The 26484-nt window shown below is 42.2% G+C and carries 25 protein-coding genes; 19 read left to right on the plus strand and 6 right to left on the minus strand.

The genetic code is table 11. From position 1 onward, the window contains the following. Positions 1 to 72 precede the first annotated feature (72 nt). The gene (locus tag BSQ33_RS00280; protein WP_088132849.1) at positions 73 to 1818 is read right to left on the minus strand and encodes a DEAD/DEAH box helicase; all 1746 of its coding nucleotides are present in this window, start codon (positions 1816 to 1818) and stop codon (positions 73 to 75) included. Between the two features lie 89 nt (positions 1819 to 1907). Between BSQ33_RS00280 and rsuA the strand changes: the two genes are divergently transcribed. From rsuA to BSQ33_RS00345, 13 genes are all read left to right on the plus strand, one after another. After that, complete coding sequence (rsuA, locus tag BSQ33_RS00285) at positions 1908 to 2621, plus strand: 16S rRNA pseudouridine(516) synthase RsuA (protein WP_021020423.1); 714 nt, start codon at positions 1908 to 1910, stop codon at positions 2619 to 2621. A gap of 68 nt (positions 2622 to 2689) precedes the next feature. Next, on the plus strand, positions 2690 to 3907 hold the full coding sequence (locus tag BSQ33_RS00290; protein WP_088132850.1) for a Bcr/CflA family multidrug efflux MFS transporter: 1218 nt from the start codon (positions 2690 to 2692) through the stop codon (positions 3905 to 3907). After that, positions 3904 to 4569 (plus strand): DUF2913 family protein, encoded by a 666-nt coding sequence (locus BSQ33_RS00295; protein ID WP_088132851.1) that lies wholly within the window; start codon positions 3904 to 3906, stop codon positions 4567 to 4569. The genes BSQ33_RS00290 and BSQ33_RS00295 overlap by 4 nt, the downstream gene beginning before the upstream one ends. Before the next feature lie 357 nt (positions 4570 to 4926). Then, entirely contained in the window at positions 4927 to 5694 is a 768-nt protein-coding gene (locus tag BSQ33_RS00300) for an SDR family oxidoreductase (RefSeq protein ID WP_088132852.1), read from the plus strand. A 10-nt stretch (positions 5695 to 5704) separates the two neighbouring features. Continuing rightward, a complete protein-coding gene (gene idnD / locus BSQ33_RS00305; RefSeq protein ID WP_088132853.1) occupies positions 5705 to 6748 on the plus strand; it encodes an L-idonate 5-dehydrogenase in 1044 nt (347 codons plus the stop codon). A 134-nt stretch (positions 6749 to 6882) separates the two neighbouring features. Further along, complete coding sequence (dctP, locus tag BSQ33_RS00310; protein ID WP_198298119.1) at positions 6883 to 7764, plus strand: TRAP transporter substrate-binding protein DctP; 882 nt, start codon at positions 6883 to 6885, stop codon at positions 7762 to 7764. A 14-nt stretch (positions 7765 to 7778) separates the two neighbouring features. Then, a complete protein-coding gene (locus BSQ33_RS00315; RefSeq protein WP_088132855.1) occupies positions 7779 to 8258 on the plus strand; it encodes a TRAP transporter small permease in 480 nt (159 codons plus the stop codon). 4 nt (positions 8259 to 8262) lie between these two features. Further along, positions 8263 to 9549, plus strand: coding sequence for a TRAP transporter large permease (locus tag BSQ33_RS00320; RefSeq protein ID WP_021020416.1), 1287 nt, complete (start codon positions 8263 to 8265; stop codon positions 9547 to 9549). Positions 9550 to 9663: 114 nt separating this feature from the next. Continuing rightward, positions 9664 to 10401 carry a FadR/GntR family transcriptional regulator gene (locus BSQ33_RS00325; protein ID WP_198298120.1) on the plus strand — a complete coding sequence of 246 codons (738 nt, stop codon included), beginning with the start codon at positions 9664 to 9666 and terminating at the stop codon, positions 10399 to 10401. 74 nt (positions 10402 to 10475) lie between these two features. After that, a complete protein-coding gene (locus BSQ33_RS00330; protein ID WP_021020414.1) occupies positions 10476 to 11729 on the plus strand; it encodes an enolase C-terminal domain-like protein in 1254 nt (417 codons plus the stop codon). 472 nt (positions 11730 to 12201) lie between these two features. Then, the gene (locus tag BSQ33_RS00335; protein ID WP_088132856.1) at positions 12202 to 12978 is read left to right on the plus strand and encodes a phosphotransferase family protein; all 777 of its coding nucleotides are present in this window, start codon (positions 12202 to 12204) and stop codon (positions 12976 to 12978) included. A 328-nt stretch (positions 12979 to 13306) separates the two neighbouring features. Further along, positions 13307 to 13948, plus strand: a complete 642-nt coding sequence (locus BSQ33_RS00340; RefSeq protein ID WP_088132857.1) for a LysE family translocator — start codon at positions 13307 to 13309, stop codon at positions 13946 to 13948. Positions 13949 to 14104: 156 nt separating this feature from the next. After that, positions 14105 to 14962, plus strand: coding sequence for an MBL fold metallo-hydrolase (locus tag BSQ33_RS00345; RefSeq protein ID WP_088132858.1), 858 nt, complete (start codon positions 14105 to 14107; stop codon positions 14960 to 14962). Positions 14963 to 15168: 206 nt separating this feature from the next. Here BSQ33_RS00345 and BSQ33_RS22100 read toward each other — a convergent pair whose 3' ends face one another. After that, positions 15169 to 15294: a hypothetical protein gene (locus tag BSQ33_RS22100; RefSeq protein ID WP_021020410.1), complete on the minus strand. Its 126-nt coding sequence runs from the start codon at positions 15292 to 15294 to the stop codon at positions 15169 to 15171. Positions 15295 to 15451: 157 nt separating this feature from the next. On the opposite strand from BSQ33_RS22100, the gene BSQ33_RS00350 reads away from it, so the two are divergent. Further along, on the plus strand, positions 15452 to 15649 hold the full coding sequence (locus BSQ33_RS00350; protein ID WP_088132859.1) for a hypothetical protein: 198 nt from the start codon (positions 15452 to 15454) through the stop codon (positions 15647 to 15649). Positions 15650 to 15967: 318 nt separating this feature from the next. Here BSQ33_RS00350 and BSQ33_RS00355 read toward each other — a convergent pair whose 3' ends face one another. After that, complete coding sequence (locus tag BSQ33_RS00355; protein ID WP_088132860.1) at positions 15968 to 16633, minus strand: NAD(P)H-dependent oxidoreductase; 666 nt, start codon at positions 16631 to 16633, stop codon at positions 15968 to 15970. 168 nt (positions 16634 to 16801) lie between these two features. Between BSQ33_RS00355 and BSQ33_RS00360 the strand changes: the two genes are divergently transcribed. Next, positions 16802 to 17332: a TetR/AcrR family transcriptional regulator gene (locus BSQ33_RS00360; protein WP_088132861.1), complete on the plus strand. Its 531-nt coding sequence runs from the start codon at positions 16802 to 16804 to the stop codon at positions 17330 to 17332. 454 nt (positions 17333 to 17786) lie between these two features. Here BSQ33_RS00360 and BSQ33_RS00365 read toward each other — a convergent pair whose 3' ends face one another. Next, entirely contained in the window at positions 17787 to 18494 is a 708-nt protein-coding gene (locus BSQ33_RS00365) for a GntR family transcriptional regulator (protein ID WP_088132862.1), read from the minus strand. A gap of 185 nt (positions 18495 to 18679) precedes the next feature. Here BSQ33_RS00365 and BSQ33_RS00370 point away from each other — a divergent pair, with 185 nt between their 5' ends. From BSQ33_RS00370 to BSQ33_RS00385, 4 genes are all read left to right on the plus strand, one after another. Further along, entirely contained in the window at positions 18680 to 19597 is a 918-nt protein-coding gene (locus tag BSQ33_RS00370; protein WP_021020405.1) for an aminotransferase class IV, read from the plus strand. Positions 19598 to 19627: 30 nt separating this feature from the next. After that, a complete protein-coding gene (gene proC / locus BSQ33_RS00375) occupies positions 19628 to 20464 on the plus strand; it encodes a pyrroline-5-carboxylate reductase (RefSeq protein ID WP_088132864.1) in 837 nt (278 codons plus the stop codon). 56 nt (positions 20465 to 20520) lie between these two features. Further along, entirely contained in the window at positions 20521 to 21501 is a 981-nt protein-coding gene (locus BSQ33_RS00380) for a TAXI family TRAP transporter solute-binding subunit (protein ID WP_021020403.1), read from the plus strand. Positions 21502 to 21571: 70 nt separating this feature from the next. Next, complete coding sequence (locus tag BSQ33_RS00385) at positions 21572 to 24175, plus strand: TRAP transporter permease (protein WP_088132866.1); 2604 nt, start codon at positions 21572 to 21574, stop codon at positions 24173 to 24175. Between the two features lie 315 nt (positions 24176 to 24490). Here BSQ33_RS00385 and BSQ33_RS00390 read toward each other — a convergent pair whose 3' ends face one another. Then, positions 24491 to 25105: a PolC-type DNA polymerase III gene (locus tag BSQ33_RS00390; protein ID WP_021020400.1), complete on the minus strand. Its 615-nt coding sequence runs from the start codon at positions 25103 to 25105 to the stop codon at positions 24491 to 24493. Between the two features lie 284 nt (positions 25106 to 25389). Further along, positions 25390 to 26385, minus strand: coding sequence for a C-terminal binding protein (locus BSQ33_RS00400; protein ID WP_088132869.1), 996 nt, complete (start codon positions 26383 to 26385; stop codon positions 25390 to 25392). Positions 26386 to 26484: the final 99 nt, after the last annotated feature.

The following is a 26484-nucleotide window of genomic DNA, read 5'->3' on the forward strand; positions in this document are numbered from 1 at the left end:
TTTCACACAGATGATGAAACGAGCGCGGATACTATCATTCTCTGCATTTACGGGCAATAAGTATCTTGTGATCTAATGTTTTTGGCTTAATTCATCAGCAAATATCTTATCTCTGAGCTTCCAGAAACGGCCCGATTTACGCGCAATCACAAATTGTGGCAGCCGAAACCGATGTTGATGGGCGATGACTCGGCTTGGTGATGATTCGTGAAATGGCCGGTGTTTATCTGCCAGATGTGGCCTGACGAAGCGTTGATGAAACAGTCGTTTCTGTTTTTGGGTTGTCAAAGGCCAGAATTCATGGACCTGAGCCTGATTCTCTCCGTGGTAAGTGATTTTCAGCTGGTTCTTGCCGTGATTATCTTTATGTAGATTGAGCTCCATATTCAGACATTCAAACACTAACGCATCTTTGAGATTGAGTGCTTCTTTCAGTTTCTTATCCGGATCGACCAGTAGGGTCTGGCACTCATGACAGAAGCGAGCGGCAATATCATTGTCGGCACCACACTCATGACAATATTTCGCCCGGAAACGATAGCCACAATGATGCCGTTCTTGCGTGTCTTCATCGGTAAAGTAGCCCTGACAACGTCGTCCGTAATGTTCAATCAAAAATCCGCCGGCATCTAATTTGCCCCAAAAATTATTGTTAAAGCCACATGCCGGGCAAGGGACGGTGACAATCTCACTCTGGCTGTCGGGTTTGGGTTCGCCAATTTCAGGTTGTTCGAGATCGTATTGATTACCGGCATAATCGAGGATCAGGCAATCTTGTTTACCGGGAGCAAGGCGTAACCCCCGGCCGATAATTTGCTGATAGAGACTGACGGACTCGGTCGGGCGCAGAATCGCGATGAGATCCACATGAGGGGCATCAAAACCAGTGGTTAATACAGAGACGTTGACCATATATTTCAGCTGACGCTGTTTAAATTGTCGAATCAGGTGATCTCGCTCTTGGGTTGGTGTTTCTCCGGTGATAATTGCTGTTTCTGATTCGGGGAGCAGGGCATAAATTTCCCGGGCATGATGAACGGTTGCGGCAAAGATCATCACGCCATGTCGGTCTTGAGCTTGTTGGATGACCTGAGCAATGATCTGTGGCGTGGCACGTTTTGCCTGCGAAATGACTTTGTCCAGCTCAGAGGTTTTATAAACACCGGTTGCCATTGGTTTAACCTGAGAAAAGTCGTAACTGAGTACCGGCGCATCAATCAATCTGGCTGGCGTCAAAAACGCTTCATCTAACAGATAATGAATCGGCAGCTCGAAAATACAATCCCGGAAGAAACGGGGTTGTTCGCTGCGAACCTGACCGCGGGTATGGTATTGATAAATCCACCCCATCCCGAGCCGATAGGGCGTTGCTGTTAAGCCAAGAATTTTGATGCCGGGATTATTGGCCTGAAGGTGCGAAATGACTTTCTGGTAGCTGCTGTCTTGATTGTCCGGTACCCGATGGCATTCATCAATGACGAGTAATGAAAACTGATGACTAAATGCCGACAAGTGGCGCGCAACAGACTGAACCGATGCAAAGACCACTTGTTGATCGGTCTCTTTTCTGCCAAGACCGGCCGAAAAAATGGCACCGTTCAGGCCGTACCCTTCATATTTCTCATGATTTTGTTCAACCAACTCTTTCACATGAGCCAGTACAAGAACCCGTCCTTTTGCCAGTCTGGCCAGCTCTGCAATGACAAGGCTTTTACCCGCACCTGTCGGTAAAACAATGACTGCCGGAGTATGGTGATGACGAAAATAATGGATGACTGCTTTCACAGCATCACTTTGATAAGGACGAAGTGTATACATAGGTTCAATTATTTAAGAAAAGTGTGAAACTGCTCAACTAATGGCTGATAGGTGGCTATAATAGCGCACTTCAATATCATGAGGTACGCATGCGTCTGGATAAATTTTTATGTGATGCTTTAGGCATCACACGTAAAGAAGCAACAAAGGTCATCAAACAGGGTGAGGTTTGTGTCAATGAACAGGTCCAAAAAAGTGGCGCGCTGAAACTGACAGCAGCAGATGAAGTCACGTGGCAGGATCAACCCATACAGTTGCACGGGCCTAAATATATCATGTTGTACAAGCCCGAAGGTTATGTGTGCTCCCACGAAGATGGCTTTAATGAAACCGCTTTTATGTTGCTCGATGAGCCTCACCTGAAACATTTGCATTTTGCAGGGCGGTTGGACGTGGATACGACTGGACTTGTATTGATTACCGATGATGGTCAGTGGTCTCACCGGGTGACGTCTCCCAAGCATCAATGTGCCAAGGTTTATCATGTATGGCTGGCTGATCCGATTGCCGAAGATGCGGTTGCCCAATTTCAACAGGGGATTCAGTTACGTAATGAACGGGAACTGACTTTACCGGCTCAGCTTGACATTCTGGATGAAAAGGAAGCTCGCCTGAAAATTTATGAAGGCAAATATCATCAGGTGAAACGCATGTTTGCTGCCACTGGCAACAAAGTTGTCGGGTTACACCGGGAGCAAGTCGGACAAATCCGTCTCGATGAGACGCTGGCTCCGGGTGAGTATCGGTATCTGACCGAAGCTGAAGTGCAGTCAGTCTGGGAATCCCAGTCTACGGATGATTAGCCTCTTGCGCATGTTGATGAATATTATCTATTCATCTGACCAATGGCGATAACTTAAATAGGAGATTTATGAGTACCGGGCACGCATTAAAAGATGACAGTTCTCCTCGGATGGACTTATTACTTTTCATTATTCTAGGTGCGATTGGTGCGATCACACCGCTAGCGATTGATATGTATCTTCCGGCCATGCCTGTGATTGCCCGTGATTTAGGGGTGAGTGCCGGGTCGGTGCAGATGACCTTAACAGCCTATACGGCCGGTTTTACAGTGGGACAGCTTGTTCAAGGCCCGTTTTCGGATAGCTATGGTCGTCGTCCGGTCATGTTACTGGGGATCGTTTTGTTCGGCCTTTGCTCGGTCGTATGTGCCAGTGTCAACGATATTGACGCGTTAACCTATATTCGTGCCGCACAGGGATTTGCCGGTGCAGCCGCTGCGGTTGTGATTCAGGCAGTCGTGCGAGACATGTTTAATCAGGAAAATTTTGCCAAGGCGATGTCCTTTATTACGCTGGTTATCACGCTGGCACCCTTGGTTGCCCCTATGTTAGGGGGACATTTGGCGGTCTTATTCGGCTGGCGCTCAATTTTCTGGGTGCTGACGGGGTTTGCATTGCTCGTTATTTTGATGGTGCTGTGGAAGATTCCTGAAACCTTAAAAGAAGAAAATCGTCAGCCATTAGATCTGAAACGGACCCTGAAAAACTACTGGCAATTGTGTCAGTCAAAGCGTTCATTCGGTCTGATGCTTTGTGGTGGGTTTTCTTTTGCCGGGATGTTTTCTTTCTTAACGGCTGGCTCGTTTGTCTACGTTGATATTTATGGCGTGAGTCCGGATAAATTCGGCTATCTGTTTGGTCTGAATATCTTGGGTATTATGTTGATGACCAGTGTGAATAGTCGCTTTGTCAAAAAAGTCGGCTCGATCATCATGCTCCGTTTTGGGTTATTGATTCAGTTTGTGGCGGGTCTCGGATTATTAATCGGTTGGTTCTTTGACTGGGGATTATGGGGAACCGTGCCGTTTGTGGTGCTCTTTATCGGGATGATTTCAACCATCGGGAGTAATGCGATGGGGCTGCTCATGAGTGGCTATCCGCACATCGCCGGAACCGTTTCATCATTGGCGGGGACGTTTCGTTTTGGTGTCGGTTCCATTGTCGGGGTGATTGTTGCGGCAATGCCCGGCGATGCCGTCTGGCCGATGGTATTCAGTATGGCAACCTGTTCCGTCTTATCGGGGGTGAGTTACTGGGTGTCTGAAAAGAGTTTAAGGAGCGCATGATGACCTATCATGATGAAATTCAGCGGGTAGTGGATACCGCGTTGACGGAATTAGCGCAAGCGCATCAACGAGGGCAACTGGTGAATGCACCGGTTGCCAATAATCATTTCCTGATTCGCTGGGTCACGAACGCTTTAAAACAGCAACGTTTTCATCGTTGTGTCGGTGATGACCTGACGGGATGGCAGAAAGCCGGACGCTCTCAGGGGAATCATGCTGCACTGGAACGTGTATTTCAGCGGATCTCGGCTTATTATCATTTGTTCTTCACCACTGACGCATCAGCAGAGCAACAGATCACGGATCAACAGATTGAGCAGTTTCTGGATACCATGACAGAAGCAGGGTGGGAGGTCTCCACTTCAGAACCGCTGGTCGGCTGCGGTAAAGTGCAGTTATTCACGGAAAGCCCCGACTCATTAGCGCTTTGTGCACAGCAGTGTGAATCTTGTTTCGATGGCGCAATCCTGACGCAGCCGATGAGCTTATTCGTACGGGGTAACCATACTCAGTTCGTTGATCAAGCCTGGCAAGCCGGTCTGATGGTCCATAAACAGACCAATTATAAATCCAATGTAAAATACCACGGCGAGTATTTGATCTATCCGGGGAATCGGGGAGAACAACTGGCAGAAATTCCCCTCGGATTTGGGATTGATTGAGCCGGATTCGATCAATATTGATTGGTGATACATTGCTATCAAGCAATGTGGCTTCAACGAATGTGGCTTCAACCAATACGATGAAAAGGTCTGAGACGTGAGAACGTGCTCAGACTTTATTTTATCTGGCGGTCTTTCGCAGACTGAATCACCGGTGTTCAGTGCTCATTCTTGTGATAAAAGATGGTTCAGTCTCACCCATATTTTCAACAAAAAATCCTCATTCATACCTGTCCTACAAGTTTTATTGGAACGTGATCCATAACTCATGCTATCAATTCAGTGATTGTTTTGTAATTTTCAAGTGATATTCTCATTTAACTTGTTAGACAACTAATGTGTTAACGCGGAGTTAAAATGAATAATATGTTTGATTTGCATGGCAAAACCGCACTGGTAACGGGTTCTGGCAGAGGATTGGGATTTTCTTATGCCAAAGGGCTAGCGAATGCCGGTGCTCGAGTGATCTTGAATGGGCAGAATGAGGACACCCTCTCTGCTGCTGTTGCTCAATTGAAAAGCGAAGGATTCCAAGTTCTGGGGAAAAGATTCGATGTCTCTTCTGAGGCGCAAGTATCAAAGGTATTTGAAGAATTTGACCGGGATGGGATTCATGTTGATATCGTGATTAATAATGCGGGTATCCAATATCGAAAACCCATGGTGGATTTAGAGCTGGAATCCTGGAAAAAGGTGATTGATGTCAATCTGAATAGTGTCTTTATCGTCTCTCGTCAGGCAGCAAAACGCATGATTGAAAAAGGAACCGGCGGGAAAATCATCAACATTGGTTCTTTGACCAGCGAAGCCGCGAGAGCAACGGTATCGCCGTATACCGCAGCGAAAGGTGGGGTAAAAATGCTGACGAAGGCGATGGCGGCTGAATGGGCACAATATAACATTCAGGCGAATGCGATTGGCCCGGGCTACATCCTTACCGATATGAATGCCGCACTGATTGAGAATAAAGACTTTGATGACTGGGTTAAAGCCAGTAATCCGACTCAGCGTTGGGGTCATCCTGATGAGCTGATTGGCACGGCTGTGTATTTGTCATCGAGTGCATCGAACTATATTAACGGCCAGATTATCTATGTCGATGGCGGCTGGCTATCCGTATTGTGAGGAGTAAGTGATGACAGAAGTACAATCAAAATCTTGCATTATTCGCTCAGAACAAGACTTAATCATCGAGAATCGAATTCTGAATCACGAGGAAGACAAAGTATTAGTTCAAGTTGAAGCAGGGGGGATCTGTGGCTCAGATATTCACTACTATCAGCATGGACGGGCTGGTGCGTCGGTGATTCAAGAGCCGATGATTATTGGTCATGAGTTTGTGGGTATTGTGAAAACAGCACCAGTGGGTTCCGCTTTAAAAGTGGGGCAGAAAGTCGCGATAAACCCTTCGCAGCCTTGTTATCAGTGTGAGCGATGCCGCAATGGTCAGCTTAATCATTGCCAGTCCATGAGATTTATGGGCAGTGCCCAACACTTCCCACACACGCAAGGTGGCTTCACACAGTACGTTTCGGTGAATACCAACCAGTGCTTTCCTTATGATGCGTCAATTGCATCTGAAATCATGGCATTCTCTGAGCCATTAAGTGTTGCGATTCATGCCGTGAATAAGGCAGGTAGCTTGATTGGCAAAAAGGTACTGGTTATTGGCTCAGGGACGATTGGCGGTTTAGTGATTGCTGCTGCCAAAGCCGCGGGCGCTCAGGTTGTATTGGGTTGTGATGTCAGTGAACGTAGCTGTAAGGTTGCAATCGACATGGGGGCCGATCACAGCTTTAGTCCGCTCGATCATGAAGAAGTCACCAAGTATCAGCAGGATAACGGTTACTTCGATGTGACGTTTGAAGCAACAGGGGTTCCTTCAGCCATTCAAACAACCGTTGATTTTACCAAGCCGAATGGAAAATGTATCCAACTGGGAATGGGAAACAGCAGTATTGAATATCCGATTAGCCAGTTTCTGGTCAAAGAAATCGAGTGGACGGGGTCCTTTAGATTTAATACAGAATTTGCAGTTGCTGTGAATTGGCTTGAAACCAAAAGAGTTGATCCAACGCCACTGATTTCAGGTGTCTTTAGTTTGGATGATGCAGAATCTGCCATCATTGCTGCTGCTGATAAAGCTAAATCAACCAAAGTGATTTTAAAAATTCAATAAGTTAATAATAGCGAAGGCCTAAAATGAAAAACATAATTATATCTCTTGCCCTCGTCTTCCTATTATCATTTCTTATGATAAGCAAAGACTCAGAAGTTTATTCTGCATCTAAACATGGCGTAATAAACTTAAGAATGAGTCAAGTGTCCTCTGAAATGGGAGCCATTGGCAAAACGATGGAAAAATTCTCCCAATTAATATCAGAGCGGACACACGGAAGATACAAAATAAATCTTTTTCATAATGGACAACTTGGTGGAGAACGAGACGCGATTGAAAATATCCAAATGGGTACACTGGACTTAACCGTTGTGAACCAAGCGGTACTCGCAAATTTTGTAAAAGAGTTTTCAGTATTAGATATCCCTTATTTATTTTCCGGTTATGAACATGCAGACCGGATATTCCTCGGTGATGTGGGTCAGCATTTTATGTCACAACTCGATCATGTCGGTTTAAAAGCGATTGGCATTTGGGAGTCGGGATTTAGGAATTTGACCAATAGTGTGCGTCCGATTAACCAGTTGAGCGATGTGAAAAAGCTTAGAATTCGGACCATGGAAAACCAGACCCACCAAAAATTTTGGCGCTATATCGACGCAGATCCGGTGCCAATGGCTTGGTCGGAAGCTTATACCGCAATGCAGCAAGGCGCGATTGACGGGCAGGAAAATCCAATCTTAGTGATTGATACCAATAACGTTGGTCAGGTCAATAAATATTTAGCGATTACAGAACATGCCTATTCAACGGTCTTTGTGATCATGAATCCTGCGCTGTGGCATGTTTTAAGTGATGAAGACAAGAAAATATTTACCGACACCATGAGTGAGATGAATATTTATGAACGTCAATTAAACAGAAGTCTGGAAATTAAATCACTTGAAAATCTGAAACAGCAAGGTGTTGTGGTCACGCATCCAGATAAGCAAGAGTTTATCGAAAACTCTAAAGGCTTCAGAGACAGTTATCGTGAAGAATATGGTTCTATGTTAGATAGAATTAAGCATGGTTAAAGAGGATATTCAATATGGAATTGTATAATAAGATAAAATCCATATCTTCGTTTGTATCTGCTGTTAGTTTGATATTGATGGTGTTTGTGGTTTTACTGCAAACTTTTACGAGATTTGTTATTTTCTATAGCTTGCCATGGTCAGAAGAAGCATCGAGATACCTTTTTGTTATCATGATTGTTTCCGGGTTTAATGTCGCTATTTATAATGGCGATATGATAAGAATCAGCGTGATAGACAATTATATCCATGGTCGAATGAAAAAGATAATTGACTATATAAAACTGATTATATCTATGAACGTCATTTTTATATTTTCTTACTGCGCCTATAAATTTATTCAACTGGGTGTCTATCAGTTGAGCCCGGCAATGCAGATTCCTTTGGCTATTATTTACTTTATTATGTTTGTTGGTTTTTTACTCTCTTTCTTTGCAGTAATCATCAATGGATACGAGACAATGTTTAAAGTGAAAAATATAGGTGGAGAGTAAGATTATGGATTATCCTGCAATATTTTTATTGGTTAGTCTGGTCGTTACATTAATTATCGGTCTGCCGATTACTTGGTCTTTAGGGTTTTCATGTATTGTCTCCATACTTCTGGATGATAAATTACAATTTCTCGTGATTGCACAGCGAATTTTTACCGGGGCAGATAATTTTTCAATGCTGGCTATCCCTGCATTTATTTTAGCCGGAAATATCATGTCAGAAGGTGGGTTATCAAAGCGGTTAGTCGCCTTTGCTGACTCATGTGTCGGGTGGATTTCTGGTGGTATATCCTTGGTTTCTTTGCTTGCTTGTACATTCTTCGCGGCCATTTCTGGTTCGTCGGTTGCGACGACTGCGGCAATTGGCGGTTTGATGTATCCAGAGATGACAAAACGCGGGTATCCAGAAAATTATGCGGCAGCACTACAGGCCGTGGGCGGGACATTAGGGATTATTATTCCGCCAAGTATTGTCTTTGTCATCTATGGCAATATCACCGGAACATCTGTTTCTGAATTACTGATGGCGGGCGTGATTCCCGGTATTATTTGTGGTTTCGCCTTATGTTTATACGCTTACTTTAAGGCGAGAAAAGAAAATTATCCGAAGGAAGATAATTTTAGCTTCAAAAAGTTTTTGCTGTCTTTCCGCTCCGCATCGTGGGCGCTGGTCATGCCACTCGTTATTCTTGGTGGGATCTATGCCGGTGTTTTCACGCCAACAGAATCCGCCGTTGTTGCCGTGGCGTATGGGTTGATCGTCTGCCTCGTTATTTACAAGGAAGTGACATTAAAATCCTCTTGGGAAATTATTCATAGCACCGCTGTCAGTACCGCTAACTTAATGATGCTGGTCATTACCGCCCAGATGTTTGGTTGGTTGATCACCTACTATGAAATACCGGTTATCGTCACAGAAGCATTTTTATACATTGCTGATAACAAATATATTTTCTTGTTCTTGGTGAATATTCTTCTTTTGCTATTTGGTATGTTTATGGAGGTTGGGGCAACCAATCTCATCTTGGCGCCTATTCTTGCGCCGATTGCTATCTCTTTCGGTGTGGATCCGGTGCATTTTGGGCTGATTTTTGTGTTCCTGTTGGCTTTGGGGCAGGCGACACCGCCATTCGGAACGACCATGTTTGTTGCATGTGGGATCAGTAAGCAACCCGTCAGTACGGTGAGCAAAGCGATTTTGCCATTTATCGCGGTCGAGTGGTTGTGTGGTTTACTATTTACTTACATGCCAGCGCTATCGACATGGCTACCATCAATGTTACGAGGTTAAGCTACGAGGTTAAGCGGACAGGCTCATGTCATATTATTGCAGGGTAGTATTAGATGACAGGATAGTATTGGCTGACAACGAAAGTGGTTTACTCACTATTAGTGTTCGATGATAATGTCCTACAAGTTACTGGACCGATTTAATTTTGATATGAGCCTCAAAGCAATTAAAAAACATAATGTCGTAGATGTTGTTTACGATCAGATTAAGGCAAACATTTGTAACAATATTTGGCCGCCGGGTACAAAAATACCATCAGAGCCAAAGCTTGCTGATCTGTTTGAAGTGAGTCGAGTCAGTATTCGTAGTGCTGTTCAAAAGCTGCGGGATTATGGCATTGTTGTGACTTATCAAGGGAAGGGGACATTCGTTTCCGAAGAATTTGATCAAGAAATGTTTAATCAAGACTTCGTTAAACCAGTCATGCACTTAAGTGAAAGTGACTTTTTCGATATGCTGACATTCAGAAAAACAGTTGAATTTAAGTGCATTCAACTTGCTGTCAAATATGCGACAGAAAGTGATTTGGAAGCCATGGAAAAAGCATTAAGTCAGATGTGGCTTTTCACGCACGAATATAAGAAATATTCATTAGCGGATTACGACTTTCATTTGGCAATCGTGAAAGCATCACATAACAGTATGTTTATATTGGCGATGACCTTGATGAAGGATATGTATTTATACTATCTGGAAGAGATTAATCGTGTGTTTGGTATTTCTAGAAAAAGTATTGATGCTCATCGAGAAGTTTATTTGGCAATTGCTGAACGGAATGCCGAAAAAGCAATTCAGATACTCGATGAAGCGATGGGTGATAACGTGGATGCTTTAGAGAAGTTCGGGGAGTAATCCACATAAAATGTCCTTGAGGACATTTTTTATCGATATAAATGTAGGACAACTGACAAGTTGGAGGCCAGTTCATGAATACATTGAAGATTACAAATGTAAAAACGATTCTTACCGCGCCAGGTGGGATTGACCTAGCTGTCGTTAAAATTGAGACCAATGAACCAGAAATTTATGGATTGGGATGCGCCACATTCACGCAAAGGATTGTCGCTGTGAAAACGGCCATCGATGATTACCTGAAACCGTTTCTGATTGGCAAAGATCCGGCGCGTATTGAAGATATCTGGCAGTCTGCAATGGTCAGTGGCTACTGGCGCAATGGCCCGATTGCCAATAATGCATTGTCGGGTGTTGATATGGCATTGTGGGATCTGAAAGGTAAGGTCGCCGGAATGCCGGTGTATGACTTAATGGGCGGGCGATGCCGTGATGGCGTTCCACTTTATCGTCATACCGATGGTGAAGATGAGGTGGCGGTTGAAGACAGTATTCGTGCCGCGATGGAAGAAGGTTATCAATATGTGCGTTGTCAGATGGGGATGTATGGTGGCGCAGGTACTGAAGATCTGAAGCTGATTGCCAACAAATTGGATCGCGCAAAAAACATTCAGCCGAAACGGTCTCCGCGAAATAGAACCCATGGCATTTATTTTGATCCGGAGGCTTACGCGAAAGCGGTGCCGAAACTGTTCGATCACTTACGCAATAAGCTCGGGTTTGGCATTGAATTTATTCATGATGTGCATGAGCGGATCACGCCGATTAATGCATTACAACTGGCAAAGAATGTCGAAGAGTATCAACTCTTTTATCTCGAAGACCCGGTTGCTCCGGAAAATGTGGACTGGTTGAAAACCTTCCGTCAACAAACGTCAACACCAATTGCGATGGGCGAACTGTTTACCTCACCGAATGATTATAAACAGTTGATTATTAATAAAGAAATTGACTTTATTCGCTGCCATATCAGTATGATCGGTGGGTTAACCCCAGCGAAGAAACTGGCGGTAATGAGTGAACTGTGTGGTGTACGCACTGCTTGGCACGGACCGGGTGATATTTCTCCGGTAGGCGTTGCAGCCAATATGCATCTTAGCCTGAATAGTCCGAATATGGGCATTCAAGAATACACCCCAATGAATGACGCACTTCGCGAAGTCTTCCCCGGATGTCCTGAGATCGATCAAGGCTATGCGTACGTCAATGATAAACCCGGTTTGGGGATCGACATCAATGAAGATTTAGCCAAGAAATACCCAATTGAAGGCGGTATACCGTCATGGACGAACGCCAGAACGCCAGATGGCACCGCGTCTCGTCCTTAGTCCTCTTAAACTCGCTGAACTTATCAAGGTTATCCTGTTAAGTTCAGCGTTTGACACCGGAAGCGGCACCTCCCGCTTTACGTACCAGACATTGGTATGATGAAGTCTATGACTGCTTGGCCGAAAGAATCACCCACAACTTGTTGATGGTATGAGCCTTGAAGATTATGTTTGTAGTGGTTCATTAGAATTGGCTACGGGGATAGAGGTTTTCCATACAATTTTTCATCCGAGCTGATTTCTTGTTGTTTCAGTTTGTAACACGAAATTGCCCCATTATTATTTTGAGGTTAGTAGCATTCAACCGTTCCTCCTTGACCTTTTCCATACCCGAGATTATGCGAGAGCTTTCAGTGAATCCACTGATATTTTAAAAATACCACTTGTGTTGAGAACAATGTGTTCACAATATATACCAGACAAGTTAATCGGTAAGAGTGTTTCAATAAACAGTTATACGTAAAGGGAATTAATGAAATCTCAAGAATTATCAAGGATGGGATCTGCTCTCGTATCACTAGAAGAATACGAGGGAGTGCAGTGCATTAAAAAGCAAAATGTCTCTCCCGTAGAAATGGGATTTTATCAATTTGCAGCGGAGCAACTTGTAGGCGTAAATACACCCAAGTTATTCAAAATAGATGGTAGTAATTTGTTCATTGAATACATCCCCAACAAAATTACCTTGGATGAACTAAATAACAATATTGGGACACTAGAGCAATTAGCTCTTATTCACAAATCACACTATAGACCATCGTTTACAGTTAAAGAGCATTCATGGTCTTTAGACGCTACAGAATTGGCATTAGAGACGTTAAAGTTTCCTAAAGTGGTTCAAGACTTCATTTTAAGTATTCAATCGCGATCAGCAGAGTTGTTTAAACATTCAGGGTTGATTTCTGGTGATAGTAATGATGGAAATTGGGGAACAAGAAATAATGGCGAGCTTGTACTGTTCGATTGGGAGAGATTTGGTTTCGGTAGCCCTGCTATTGACTTAGCTCCATTAGTTCAAGGTCTGGGAGATTCTCAAGACTATCAGTCAATTGCCGAGAAGTACGTTAGCTTTAACTCCAAATTCTCCTCCAAATTGCTAGAGAAACACTTGGTTATAGCTAAAACATGGATTCTTATTGAAGTTACAAACATCTTAACTAGTCGAAATAAACTAGATGCATCGATCTACATGAATTGGTACAGAGCCAACGTACCAACGTGGATTGAATCTGTGGGAAAAATTCTATAACTACACTAGATCTCATACCTACGATCTTTGTAGCTCAATTCTGCCCCATAGTTGGCTAGGCTATTTTTACTTTACAATAGATTTTGTCGTATTTTGACCTAATTTATCTAATGAAAAATAAAAGAACCATTGTACTCATACTCTCATTGAGCCATAGATAGTAAAGTGCGGTAATATTGTCTGCATTTTATGGGAATTTATTGATTTTTCATATTTCATTCAATAGGTTAATTTAAATGAAGGCTACAGAAAATAGACCATAGACAGAAACTATAGAAAATAATATGCTGCCTAATAATTGTTCGTTGCTTAAGTACAGAGGAAAACTATGATTGATGTTTTATCGTTAATTTCAATAGGATTTGCGTTCTTTATTGTGGCGGTTTCGCCAGGGCCGGCGAATATTTCTAATGCAACAATAGCTATGAGTAAAGGTAGAAAAATAAGCCTTGTTTATGGTGCGGGTCTTTCGATGGGTCTTTTGTTGTGGGGTATCGTTGCGGCGAGTGGATTGGGAGTGATTCTACAAGGGTCGGTCTATTTGTTGATGTTTCTAAAAATCATTGGCGGGATATACCTTCTATGGTTGGCTTATCTCTCGTTTAAGTCGTCTTTTAACTCGGCATCGACAATATCCCAAAATCAAACCAATGAAATAGGGTATAGCAAATGGTTCATACGAGGCTTTGTTCTGAATTCATCCAATCCCAAAACTGTCATTGCATGGATGGCAGCGTTATCTGTCGGTATGGGTGCAAACAATGATATTACCTTTTTAGTTTCGGCAGTGATTACATGCATGCTGGTTGGCTTTTTCGTTAACGCCATTTATTCAATACTGTTTTCAATTAATGGTGTTATGAAGACTTACCAAAAAATTGGCCATTGGGTTGATAGGGTCGTGTCTGGTATGTTCGCGTTAGCTGGCTTAGGGCTAGTAATGTCTGCCTTTAAGCGAAATCAAGCATAAACTAGCAAACGTTTAAGGTTTCAAGATATTTTTTCTTATCTGAAATGATGCCACTGAATGATTTGAGCTAAGAAGCTTTTGTCCAGAGGTGTTTCAAAAAGTCTCTGGCTAACAAATTTCTGCCCCCCAAACGTTTTAGTATGATATGGATAATATATGAAATACATTCTCATCTCGTTTTTAATCTGTTTATTTAACGTTTCTCAATCTTATGCGAAAGAGTTTATTCCTGAAAAAACTGATAAGAACGGTTATGTAGAGCCTTTTCAAATGTTTGACGATCTGTTTTATGTGGGTGATAAGTGGGCTTCATCATATCTTGTCCGGACAACAGACGGACTGGTACTTATCGAAACACTGGAAAGTCCTTATGGCCGATGGATACCTAGTAACGTAGAAAAATTGGGGTTCAACCCTTCAGATATCAAATACATACTTGTTACACATGGCCATTCAGATCATGTTGGTAATGCGGAGTATATACAAAGGCATTATGGTAGTAAGGTGGTGATGTCAAAAGAAGAACTCCAATTGGCGAAGGAGCAGTCGACAAAAAGTAAAGGGAAAGGACATTTCGAAGCACCGCACGTAGATGTATTCGTAAAAGATGGTGACCATTTGGTCATTGGGGATACGAAATTTACTTTTTATATTACACCAGGCCATACTAAAGGATGTGTATCTATTGATTTTATGGTTAAAAATGCTGGCATCCCGTATCGAGCTTTTATGGTTGGAGGGCATAGCCCATCAAAGACAGATATTAAACTCGTTGGCGAGTTCATAAAAAGCATGGAAAGGATAAGAACCATAGCCTTACAGGAACCAAAAGTGAGTGTAAATTTAGCCAATCATCCTCACAAGAATCATTTATTCGAAGAAAGAGCACTGGGTATAAATGACAGTAAAAAGAACTATTTCATCGATAGTAAGGGCTTCTTTGAATTTTTAAATAAACAAGAAGAAATAGGTAAGAAAAAATTAGCAGAATTGGAAAAAAATGCTGATAAATAAAATCACCCGACAGTTATTATGGCGTTATTTTGTTAACTCATGGGTAAATTTTCAAAATACTTTTCCTAATCTGATAGAAACACATTAAAGCAGTGACACTAAAACGTTTTTGTCCAATTTCTTTTTAAAACTGACGGTCCCAAAATTCACTGAAACGCTCATCGGCTGATTATTTTGAGAACCCACACCCAAAATCTCATACTTTTTTAATACTTTTGTCGATCTAAAAACTGATAGCCTGTGAATGCACTGGCAAAATCCAGTGTCGGGATTGAGACCCCTGTATTTTCTTCACAAGACATGTAAAATGCCAGCTCTGCTGATATTTCCATGTAACTTCAGCACACCTGAATTATGGTGGACTGGATAGGGGCGCTTTGGCGCACCGTTTCTTGTGAGCGGCTGTCTCAAACCTGTCCGGTTCGCCACTCAAAGTTTGAGACCTTTGTGTGGTGACGTACCATTCATCACAAGAAGAGGTGACAACCTATGTACGAAACCATCCCTTACGATCATCAATTCGCCCAAAAAGCCCGCGAATACCTGCGCCAGTTAGAAGAAATGTTTGAAGCCGAACAGCAGCACAACAGTCAAGAGCTGCGCAACGTGCTGCTGTATCTGAATAACCTGATTACCACTCATTACGTGCGCTATCATGAGGAGCCGGATGAATCAGATTTGGCATGATGGTTGATTGGTTTATTTAATTTTCGAGCCGCAATTGCGGCTCGTTTTGATCAAGTTCTAAGAACCGGCCCTGCTCGCGGGAGTGAATCACATGCTGAGTATCGTAGGCGTATTATTTGCGAGAAATTTTGATGATTAAAACGGTGGTAACTTGTTTCTGCCCCATTGTGTGCTACACAATGTTTCAGGACACGATTCAATCATCAATTGAATTATTTTTGGTAATACGAAAAACGACTAACATTGTCCTGCTTGTTCTCGGCTTCCTAAAGTGAATATTCAGCACTCGACTGATAATCGCGTATAATCTTGTAAGGATTACTTTGCCATCATGTCGTTTAAAAACGCTTGTTTGACGTTTTTTTGTACCCGAGTTGGAGCGATAAAATCTTCACCGATTGTTTTAGCAAATTTTAATCCTTGTTCTCTATTGGGCGCGTTAATATCCCCTTCCACATCATAGATTAAGTGACTTGCTACATCAGTAACGCCACAGTATGAGAAGATTCCAAGATCAATTTGCGTACGCATCGCCTCGTCATACTGATATTTATCGTAGGTCGCTTTTTTTGAGCCACCAATACCGATTAAAGTGGTTGGTAGATTGGTGAGAAGACCATCAAGTGGCGCTTTACCTCGGTCTTCTACGCTGTTGCCATATTGATAGGCCCAGCCTTGAGTAAATACCCTTTCAATCCATCCTTTCATCAGTGCAGGCATACTCCACCAATAGACCGGAAAAACGAAAGCCAGTTGATCTGCCTTTGCAACCCTTTGATGCATTGCTTTTATCTCGTCTGGAAGTTCGCCCCCCCAAAAACACGCATGATCTGCTTCGGTAAATCGAGGATCAAAGCCTTCGGCATGCAAATCAAGGATATCGATGGAGTGGCCCGCATTGAGGATCGGTTCATGGAAGGCGTCCATGACCGCGCCTGGGTATTTGTGTCGAAAAGGATGGGAATAAACCGTAAGTATATTCATGTTGTTATCTCTATAGTAACCGTTTTAAAAACGGATGATTGTGCTTAAACGGATGGTTATTGTCGTTATCCGTTTGGTGAGTTTGAGCGAACGGATCACCGTTAGTAAGAAAGGGTAAAGTAATCGTTCTACTTGAAATGGTAGAGAGATCGTTTTACATTGTCAAACATGAATAAGACACAAGAAAAAATCGCGGCAGGCCTTGAGCAAGCATTTGCTGAATACGGATTTACTGAGCTCGGGGTGGATGGGTTGCGAGACGCTGCTCAGGTGAGTTTGCGTACGCTCTATAAATATTGTCCATCAAAAGTGGATATGATTATCATGGCGCTTGAGCATAGACATGCACGATATCTTGCATATCTATTTGACGATTTACCGACACAAAATCAACTCGTGTTGGACGAGATTTTTGCTAGGGTTGATCGATGGATGAGAGACAACAATTCGGAAGGATGCTTGTTTCACAATGCTGTGGTTTCTCATCCTAATAGTGAGCCTATACGCAGGCTATTCGAACGGCATAAGAAAGAAGTGGCGGATAAATTAGCCGAAAGTACAAATCTTTTGGCGATGAGAGAACCTTTGCTACTGATCCATGAGGGAATTGTACAAAGTTGGCTAATTTTAGGTGCTCAGGCGATTAGCTGCGCTAAAACTCTCATCTCGGGTCTACGGGGTGATGCATTGCAAGCCTAGCGGGAGATTATTAAATCACTCATTCTTGGATTTGGTTAAGCAAACCCAAGAATGATTTATGTGTGACTCCGATTGTGACTGTCATTAACCATTTCACGCTTTCATAAAGTCTATAAAAGCTCTTAGAGCGGCGGGTATGTGTCGTCGTCCTGAAAAGTAAAGATAGTTGCGAGGAACCTCGGTTCGATAACAAGGTTCTGTCCAGAAGTGATTTAGTAGAGCGTTCGGTCTGTTTGTGCACTTTTCAACAACAGACAGTTTCACAAGCTACGGGTTGGCCATTCAGTTGGTTAGATCGTCAACCATTCAAAAGCCCCAAACAGAAGTACTAACGAACGGCTCGATTTTTATTTAAATAGGCGTGAATGGTTAACATCGCGATTTTTGGTTTAGTATCCCCATTGGGATGATTGGTTCAGACCCATTACTCCCATAGGGTTTAAGGGGAACAAATTTAGATAGCCTTCGCGTTACTGGAATCAATGGATTCCTGAATAAATCCGACTAACATTTCCACTTTACTATAACCTTGTTGCATGTGGTCTTTTACGTGATTAAGCATTAAATCCAGTGAATCGCCACAGGCAAGTGCAACGTAAGTATCATGAGCATCTACGCGAGGACCTGAACGATTATGAGCTTTCTGATGTAACGTAAAATAGAGGTGTAACCGTCCTCTCAATCTTTTCCATGTATCCTGTAGAAGAGTATGCCCACAATATTTATATACAATATTATGTAATTCCAGTTCCTCTATAATTGTGGCGTCTCTGTCTTCTTCTTTTATAGCCTTGGTCAATTTATCGAGTTGTTGCTTCATTTCAGCATAAAACTCAGGAGTACGTTGGTCCCAGACCAGTCTAAAAGCAAACTGTTCGATCTCTGTTCTGAACGTGTACAGCTCCTGAATTGATTGGACAGAAATATTGGCGACGTAGGTCCCTGTATAGGGGATTGTCTCAACCAGTCCTTGATCAACCAGTTGTCTGATGGCTTCTCTTAACGGTCCTCTGCTAACGCCTAACTGAGAGGACAACAGGGATTCTGTTAATTTGGTTCCCGGAGTTAAATCCCCTCGAATAATGGCTTCTCTCAACTGTTCTGCAACATTAGAGCGTAGGGTTCTGTCTTTAGTTATAGGCTTTAGATTTGTAATACTCATAGTTTCACTAATGCTCAATGGAACGGTAGTTATTAAACGATTTTACTATCAAAACTTAACCTATTTGGGTTATTTAGTAAACAGTGATTTGTAGGATTGTCAACAATCCTACTGTTGACATGTTTGTTTTTTGGTCATAGCATGAAACAAAACGTTAACATTCCATACACATTCAAGGAAGAAGTATGTCATCACATTCGTTTAGTGCCCACGCGTCAGAGGAAGATATTAGAAACGACTCGATATTCATTTATGTCAATGGAAAGTTGGTGCCGAAAGAAGAGGCAATGGTTTCTGTTTATGACAGTGGATTCATGTTGGGTGACGGTATCTGGGAAGGTCTCAGAGTGTACAATGGTCAAATTGCTTTTCTTGAAGACCACCTTGATCGTCTGTATGAATCGGCAAAAGTTCTCGATATCCCGCTAGATATGCCAAGAGCGGATTTGGTAAAAGCGTTATATGGAACGTTAGAAGCTAATAACATGGTTGATGATGCGCATCTAAGACTGATGGTTAGCCGAGGTAAAAAGCGTAAGCCTTTTCAGGATCCTAAACTGACCATAACCAAGCCGACAATAGTTATCATTGCTGAGCACAGTAAACCAAGTCAGGAAGTTGTCGATAAAGGTATGTCTCTGTTTACGGTTCATGTCGTCAGGGGACAGCCAAACAGCCAGGATCCTAAGCTCAATTCCCACAGCAAACTTAATTGCATAACGGCTCTTATTCAGGCTCAGAAAGCCGGTGCCGATGAAGCGTTAATGCTTGACCCTCACGGTTTCGTAAGTACCTGCAACTCAACAAACTTCTTTATTATCAGAAAAGGTGCAGTTTGGACATCTTCTGGTAAGTACTGTATGAACGGAATCACTCGTCAGAAAGTCATTGACGTATGTCACGCAAATAATATTCCTGTTTATGAAAAAGACTTCTCATTATTCGAGGTTTATGGTGCCGATGAAGCATTTACTACGGGTACGTTTGGTGGGCCGATCCCTGTCATAAATATCGATGGCAGAGTTATTGGGGATGGTGTCCCCGGAGAGGGAGTCATGAAGATTCGCCAACTCTATAAGCAATTGGCGTCAAATTTGAAGTAGCTTGTTCTGATGATGAAAGGGAATTGAATTATGACTCAGCCACAAAAAATGACAATGCTGGTTATTGGTGGAGGCAAAATGGGTGGGGCCATCATACAGGGCTGGTTGAAAACAGGACTCGATGCATCACACATTTATCTGGTGGATATGAACGAAAGTGTATTAAGCCAATTTAAACAACTCGGCATTAATACATATAAGCCTGATGAAATTGAACAGTTGCGCGCAGTTAACTTCAGCGATGTTTTACTCGCACTAAAGCCACAGATGATTGGTGCTTTTGCACCAGATTATCGTCAGCTTGTTGGTTCTGATACCTGCCTTATGTCCATTGCGGCTGGTGTCAGCATTGAACAATTACGGTCTGTTTTTACCAGCGCTGCAAGTATTGTCCGTATCATGCCGAATACACCTGTGCTTGTTGGTAAAGGTGTCGTGGTGGCTTACACAGATGCGGGTTTGGAGATTAGAGATAAAACCGCGGCTTTGTTTGAACCTTTAGGCAATTTTTACTGGTTAGATCATGAAGATCAGATGCATGCGGCGACAGCGGTTTCTGGAAGTGGCCCTGCTTATATTTTTTACTTTTGTGAGTGTTTTATGGATACAGCAACCAAAATGGGGTTGCCTGAAGATCTAGCACAACAAATCGCAAAAGACACCTTTATTGGGGCGGCAGAAATGATTGAGCAACAAGAATCATCGGTCTCAGAGTTACGTCAAAATGTGACGAGTCCTAACGGTACAACACAAGCCGGATTAGAGCGATTAGCTCACGGTGGTCTTATCACTGAGCAAATAAAAGCCTGCTGCGAAGCTGCTTGTCAGCGCAGTATAGAAATTTCAATGGAGTTAAGCAGTCAGTAACGAAAAATCTTAATCGGTAAAAGATCTTTATACGTATTGAACAGGGAAGATAAATCATGAAGCATTTTATTAGGAAACATATTGTTACCGCAGCGATAGGTTCGATGGCAGTCATGTCGCACACTACTTTTGCCGAAGAGGTAGAACACTTTTCTATAGGAACGGCTGGCCAGACAGGGGTTTACTACGTTGTGGGTGAGTCTATCTGTAAAATGGTCAACAGAGATAGTGATACTCATCATTTACGTTGTTCTGCTCCCTCAACAGGTGGTTCAATTGCAAACCTGAATTCAATTCGTTCTAACGGCCTTAACTTTGGTATCGTCCAGTCTGACTGGCAGTATCATGCTTATAACGGGACTTCGGACTTTAAAAAAGTAGGTCCGTTTACAAAATTAAGATCTGTATTTTCACTTCATTCTGACATCTTTACTTTAGTTGTTAGAGATGACGCTAATATCCATTCATTTGAAGAGTTGAAAGGCAAAAGGGTGAACATTGGTAACCCAGGTTCAGGTCAGAGAGCAACGATGATGAATGTGATGAAAGAGTTCGGGATGACAACCGATGATTTCAAACTGGCTGGTGAGCTTAAATCTTCGGAACAATCTCAAGCTTTGTGTGATAACAAGATTGATGCTTTCGTAATGGTAGCAGGTCATCCGGTTGCTAATGTAAAAGAAGCAACAAGTACTTGTGCAACGCACATCATCAATGTTGATGGCCCGCATATCGACGATTTGGTTAAAAAGTATCCTTACTATAGTGCGGCGACTATTCCTGGTGGAATGTACGAAGGTACCCCTGATGATGTAAAAACATTTGGTTTGAAAGCGACGCTAGTCACCTCTACGGATACGTCAGATAAGGTGGTCTATAACTTAGTTAAAGCAGTGTTTGAAAACTTTGCTCGTTTTAAACGGTTACATCCAGCGTTCTCAAGCTTAGAACCTGAAGATATGATCACCAAAGGACTATCAGCACCATTACACCCTGGCGCAATTCAATATTACAAAGAACGAGGCTGGATGAAGTAAGTTTTAATTTATCTATCCGCCAAATTATTTTGGCGGATATTGATGTAAGTAATTTGTAATTGGGGTTTACATGGACGTTGTGAAAAGTCAGTCGAATAGTGCCGAACTGGATGAATTGGTGACCACAAATGATGTCGGGGGACGACATCCTCAAAATATGCAGCTTAAAGTACTGGTTTCGGTTGCATTTGTTTGGGCTGTTTTCCAGCTTTGGATATCATCATCGTTACCTTATATGATCGATACCAGCCTGTTTCGGTGGAATAGTAACCAGGCACGTTCAATACATTTAGCGTTTGCTATCTTTCTTGTTTTTTTAAGTTTTCCTGCAGGTAAACATTCCCCCAGAAACCGAATCCCTGTCATAGACTGGATTTTGGCTGTTTTAGCGGCTATATGTGCGAGTTACTACTTTATCGAATACGATGCTATTGCAACTCGCGTCGGGGCGCCCATCATGCAGGATATTGTGATTGCATGTATTGGTATTCCTCTTCTGTTTGAAGCGGCGAGACGTAGCTTGGGGATGACATTACCTTTAATTGCCACTGTTTTCCTACTCTACAATGCCTTTGGCAACCATATGCCAGAAATCATCGCTCATAAAGGTTTCACATTGAGTGAAATAGTAAACCATCAATGGATTACGACTGAAGGTGTATTTGGTATTGCGTTAGGTGTTTCAACCGATTTCGTATTCTTATTTGTACTGTTTGGGTGTTTATTAGATAAAGCTGGCGCCGGTAGCTTTTTCATTAAGCTTGCTTTCTCGTGCATAGGCCACTACAGGGGTGGGCCTGCTAAAGCTGCGGTCGTGGCGTCAGGATTAACGGGGTTAATCTCAGGTTCTTCTATTGCTAACGTTGTGACTACGGGTACTTTTACAATTCCAATGATGAAGAAAGTTGGATTCTCTTCAGAAAAGGCGGGTGCCGTTGAAGTCGCTGCATCTGTGAACGGACAAATTATGCCGCCAGTGATGGGGGCTGCGGCCTTTCTGATGGTGGAATATGTAGGTATTAGCTATTTAGATGTTATAAAACATGCTTTTCTTCCTGCACTGATTTCATATATAGGCCTTGTGTATATCGTTCACTTAGAAGCGCTAAAGAGCGGTATGGAAGGGCTTCCGAGAACAACACCGAATACTGGTGTTTTACGTAAAATAACCGGGTTCCTGTTTGGTTTTCTTGTCGTCAGTTTAGTCGCACTTTTCGTCTATTATGGGTTGGGCTGGGTTAAAACAGTAACTGGAGAGTCGTCCTTCTATGCGGTCTCATTACTGACCCTTGCTGCTTATGTCGGATTACTGTTTATCAGTTGTAAATATCCGGATATTGAAAGTGATCAAGAAGATGATATGGCTCAATTGCCTCCTCCGAGACAAATTCTCTTTTCAGGGATGTATTATTTCTTACCTGTGGTGGTTTTAGTCTGGTGTCTTATGATCGAAAGGTTAAGTCCTGGTTTAAGTGCATTCTGGGCATCCGTTCTGACCATCGTGATTATTCTGAGTAAACCAGCACTAGAAGCTTACTTCAGACGTCGTGCGTCTATCCCTTATCTGAAAGGGATAAAAGATCTGTTTGATGGCATGGTCAGCGGTGCCCGTAATATGGCCAGCATCTCGATTGCAACAGCGACAGCAGGTGTCATCGTGGGTGTCGTTTCACAGACGAGTGTCGGTTCAGTATTGGCCGATCTTGTAGAAGTGCTGTCATTTGGCAATATCACGCTGATGCTTTTGCTGGTGGCTTTCCTGTGTATCATTCTTGGTATGGGTTTACCAACCACGGCGAACTATATCGTTGTCTCTTCTTTGATGGCTAACGTCATTGTAGAAGTTGGTGCTTCTAATGGTTTAGTTGTTCCGCTTATCGCTGTCCATTTGTTCGTTTTCTACTTTGGACTTATGGCCGATGTCACACCCCCCGTAGGTCTTGCTTCGTTTGCCGCGGCTGCTGTCTCAGGTGGTAAGCCGATTGGTACTGGTATTATTGCGTTTCAATATGCGCTAAGAACTGCGATGCTGCCTTTCTTATTTATCTTTAACTCTGATCTACTGTTGATTGATGTTGGCTTTGTCCATGCCGTGTTTATCTTCATCATTTCAACATTAGCAATGCTTCTTTTCACTTCCGCAACTCAGGGGTACTTCTTATGCCGTTCTAAGTGGTGGGAAAGTGCAATTTTGTTATTGGTCGCCTTTAGCTTGTTCAGACCTGGCTTCTGGATCGATAAATTTGAAGAGCCGTATCAATACGTTCAAATCGCACAATATTTGAAACAAAATAAAGAGATAAATGTGGGCACACCAATACGGGTTCATGTTGACGATGAAGATCAGTCAGGCAAACCGAAGGAATCTGTTTTGATGATCATCCCTTATAAATCAGGAAGTGTTCATGAGATATTGAAAAATGCTGGCCTGAATATTTATCAGGATGAGCATACTGTAGAAGTTGACAGTGTTGAAATTGGGAGCAGTGCTTACGAGGCAGGCTTTAAACCATTTCAGGTCATTACTGGCGTCGATCAGGCCAGGCCTCAGCCTTCGCGTCTGTTCGTCTATATTCCATGCTTGTTCATTGTATTTGCTGTTGGATTAATTCAAAGAAGAAGAGTCGGTACTAAGAGATTAAGGAAGTATAAAACTCAAGAAGTGGGGGCCTAATCCTGTATAGGCCTGTTGGCCCATCGGTTTATCAACCTTTGGGCCCGATTTTAAAGATGTTTTCCCTCGACTCTATCCGTACGTGATACCTACTGGCTAACAAAAGAAACCCTAACTGATGATTTTTGGGCAGGTATATTCTGTCCAATTCCTTTTTAAAATTGACTGATTCCTATTTCATACTTTTGTCGATCTAAAAACTGATAGCCTGTGAATGCACTGGCAAAATCCGGTGTCGGGATTAGGAACCCTGTCTTTCCTTCACAAGACATGTCAATTAGCATCATGTCTGAAACAGTTTTGTCCAAGAATGAGTTAAACACGGCTTTTCGCCAGTAGACGGTTTACTTTCCCTTTTGCTGTTTTACTAACGGTTTGCATAAAGTGAAAGCTTGGATTGGCGATTCCTGACAGCTCTAAATCTTCGATCATATGAAGCCAAAGTTTGGCTGTCATTTGTGCATCGGCTAATGCTCGGTGAAAAACACCGTCGTTATCGATGTTTTTGTAGCGAACAAGTTCACCTAGTTTGTATGACGGTGCATCTTGAATCAGTCTTCTTGCCACCAGTAAGGAGCAAGCGAACGTTCCAGCATAACCACGGCTGATCCTTTCAAGCTCTGCGTCCAGAAATCGTTTATCGAACGAAGCGTTGTGAGCAATAAGGTTCTCACCGGCAATGAATTCACTAAACGATACCATCACCTCATCGCAGCTTGGCGCTTTACGTAACATGTTATTGGTGATGCCGGTATAATTTTCAATGAATGGGCTTACTCTGAAGCCCGGATTCATTAATTGTTGAAAACTATCGACAACCTCACCATCGACTAATTTCACCGCGCCGATTTCAATTGCGCGGTCACCAAGGTTAGGAGAGAGCCCCGTGGTTTCAAAGTCGAGTATGACAACGGAATTGGCTTGAGGCATGACGTTTTTCCAACTAAACACGAATGTGCAAGAGTATCATCGAAGGCGATAGAAAAATAAAGGCCATTAGAGTGGTGTCCAGCTTTTCTATACCTGAGATTGTTGTTATGCCGGTTTTTCATGCAACGTCTACCGGGGTTCTAGCACATTTTTCGGTCGAGAACGGTCCTGCTCAATCATCGACTGGCCTACTTTTTTTCATGACTGGAAACAAAGAGGCAATGCATTTTTTCGCTCATTATCCACGCAAGAATGGAATCTGGTTGTCGGGTAGACAGTAAAATTCACTTTAATATCTCAGGGTTAATCAGTCTGAACATTTTATCATAATTACCATTTAAATAATGGATAACATTATCACAAGCTATTCTCTGGCATTCAAGAATAGATGTTTCAGAATAAAATGCACTATGTGGCGTTATGATTACATTATCACGCTTAACCAGTGGGTGATTATCTAAATTCGGTGATTCAGAAACTAATACGTCAAGGCCTGCTCCTTTTATTAACTCTTTATCTAGCGCATCAACCAAATCATCTTCGTTAATTAATGCACCTCTAGATACATTAATGATATACGGTCTCTTAGACATCTTTTTAAATTTTTCCATATTAAAAAATCCGACATTCTCATTCGTTAGCAACATATTAATACTAATGTTATCGGATGCGGATAATACTTCATCAATTGGCAGTAATTTTACGTTACATTCATTCGCAACTTTTTCGGAAATAAAGGGATCATATGCAATCACTTTAATTCCAAAAGATTGCGCTTTTTTCGCCACCGAGCGTCCAATTTTTCCAAGACCAAAAATACCTAAGGTGGAACCATCAAGTCGGATCAGATTGTTAGTTGTGCCATAATTAAATATACCTTTTGCGTCGACATCATTGGTATAATGTTTTAACTTTCTATTTAGCGCAAGCAATAATGACATAACATGTTCCGATACTTCTTGAGTACAATATTCTTGATTGACGGCAACGCCGATATGCGAACGACTTGCCTGCTGAATATCGATGAAATTAAAACCTGTAGCCATTATAGAAATTATTTTTAGATTATTCAGATTTTGCATTATTTCTTTGTCGATCTCTAAATAACCTGTTATTAATGCATCAGCATCACTTAATACATCAATGAATTCTTTATTATTCCCATTATATTCATAAACAATAATTTCAGTATCAGTTCCTAAAGTGTCTCTTAAGTAAGAAATAGCATAATTAATATCAAAATTTAATGATGATTTATAATCTGATATAACAATTTTCAAAATTATCCCTTATTCGTTTTATTTAAAATAAAATGTACGCAATATATTTAACTATACGATCGTATGATTAAAATATCAATATGTTTTCCGTCAGAAACA

The sequence above is a fragment of the Vibrio gazogenes genome (assembly GCF_002196515.1).
In the GTDB taxonomy this organism is placed as follows: domain Bacteria; phylum Pseudomonadota; class Gammaproteobacteria; order Enterobacterales; family Vibrionaceae; genus Vibrio; species Vibrio gazogenes_A.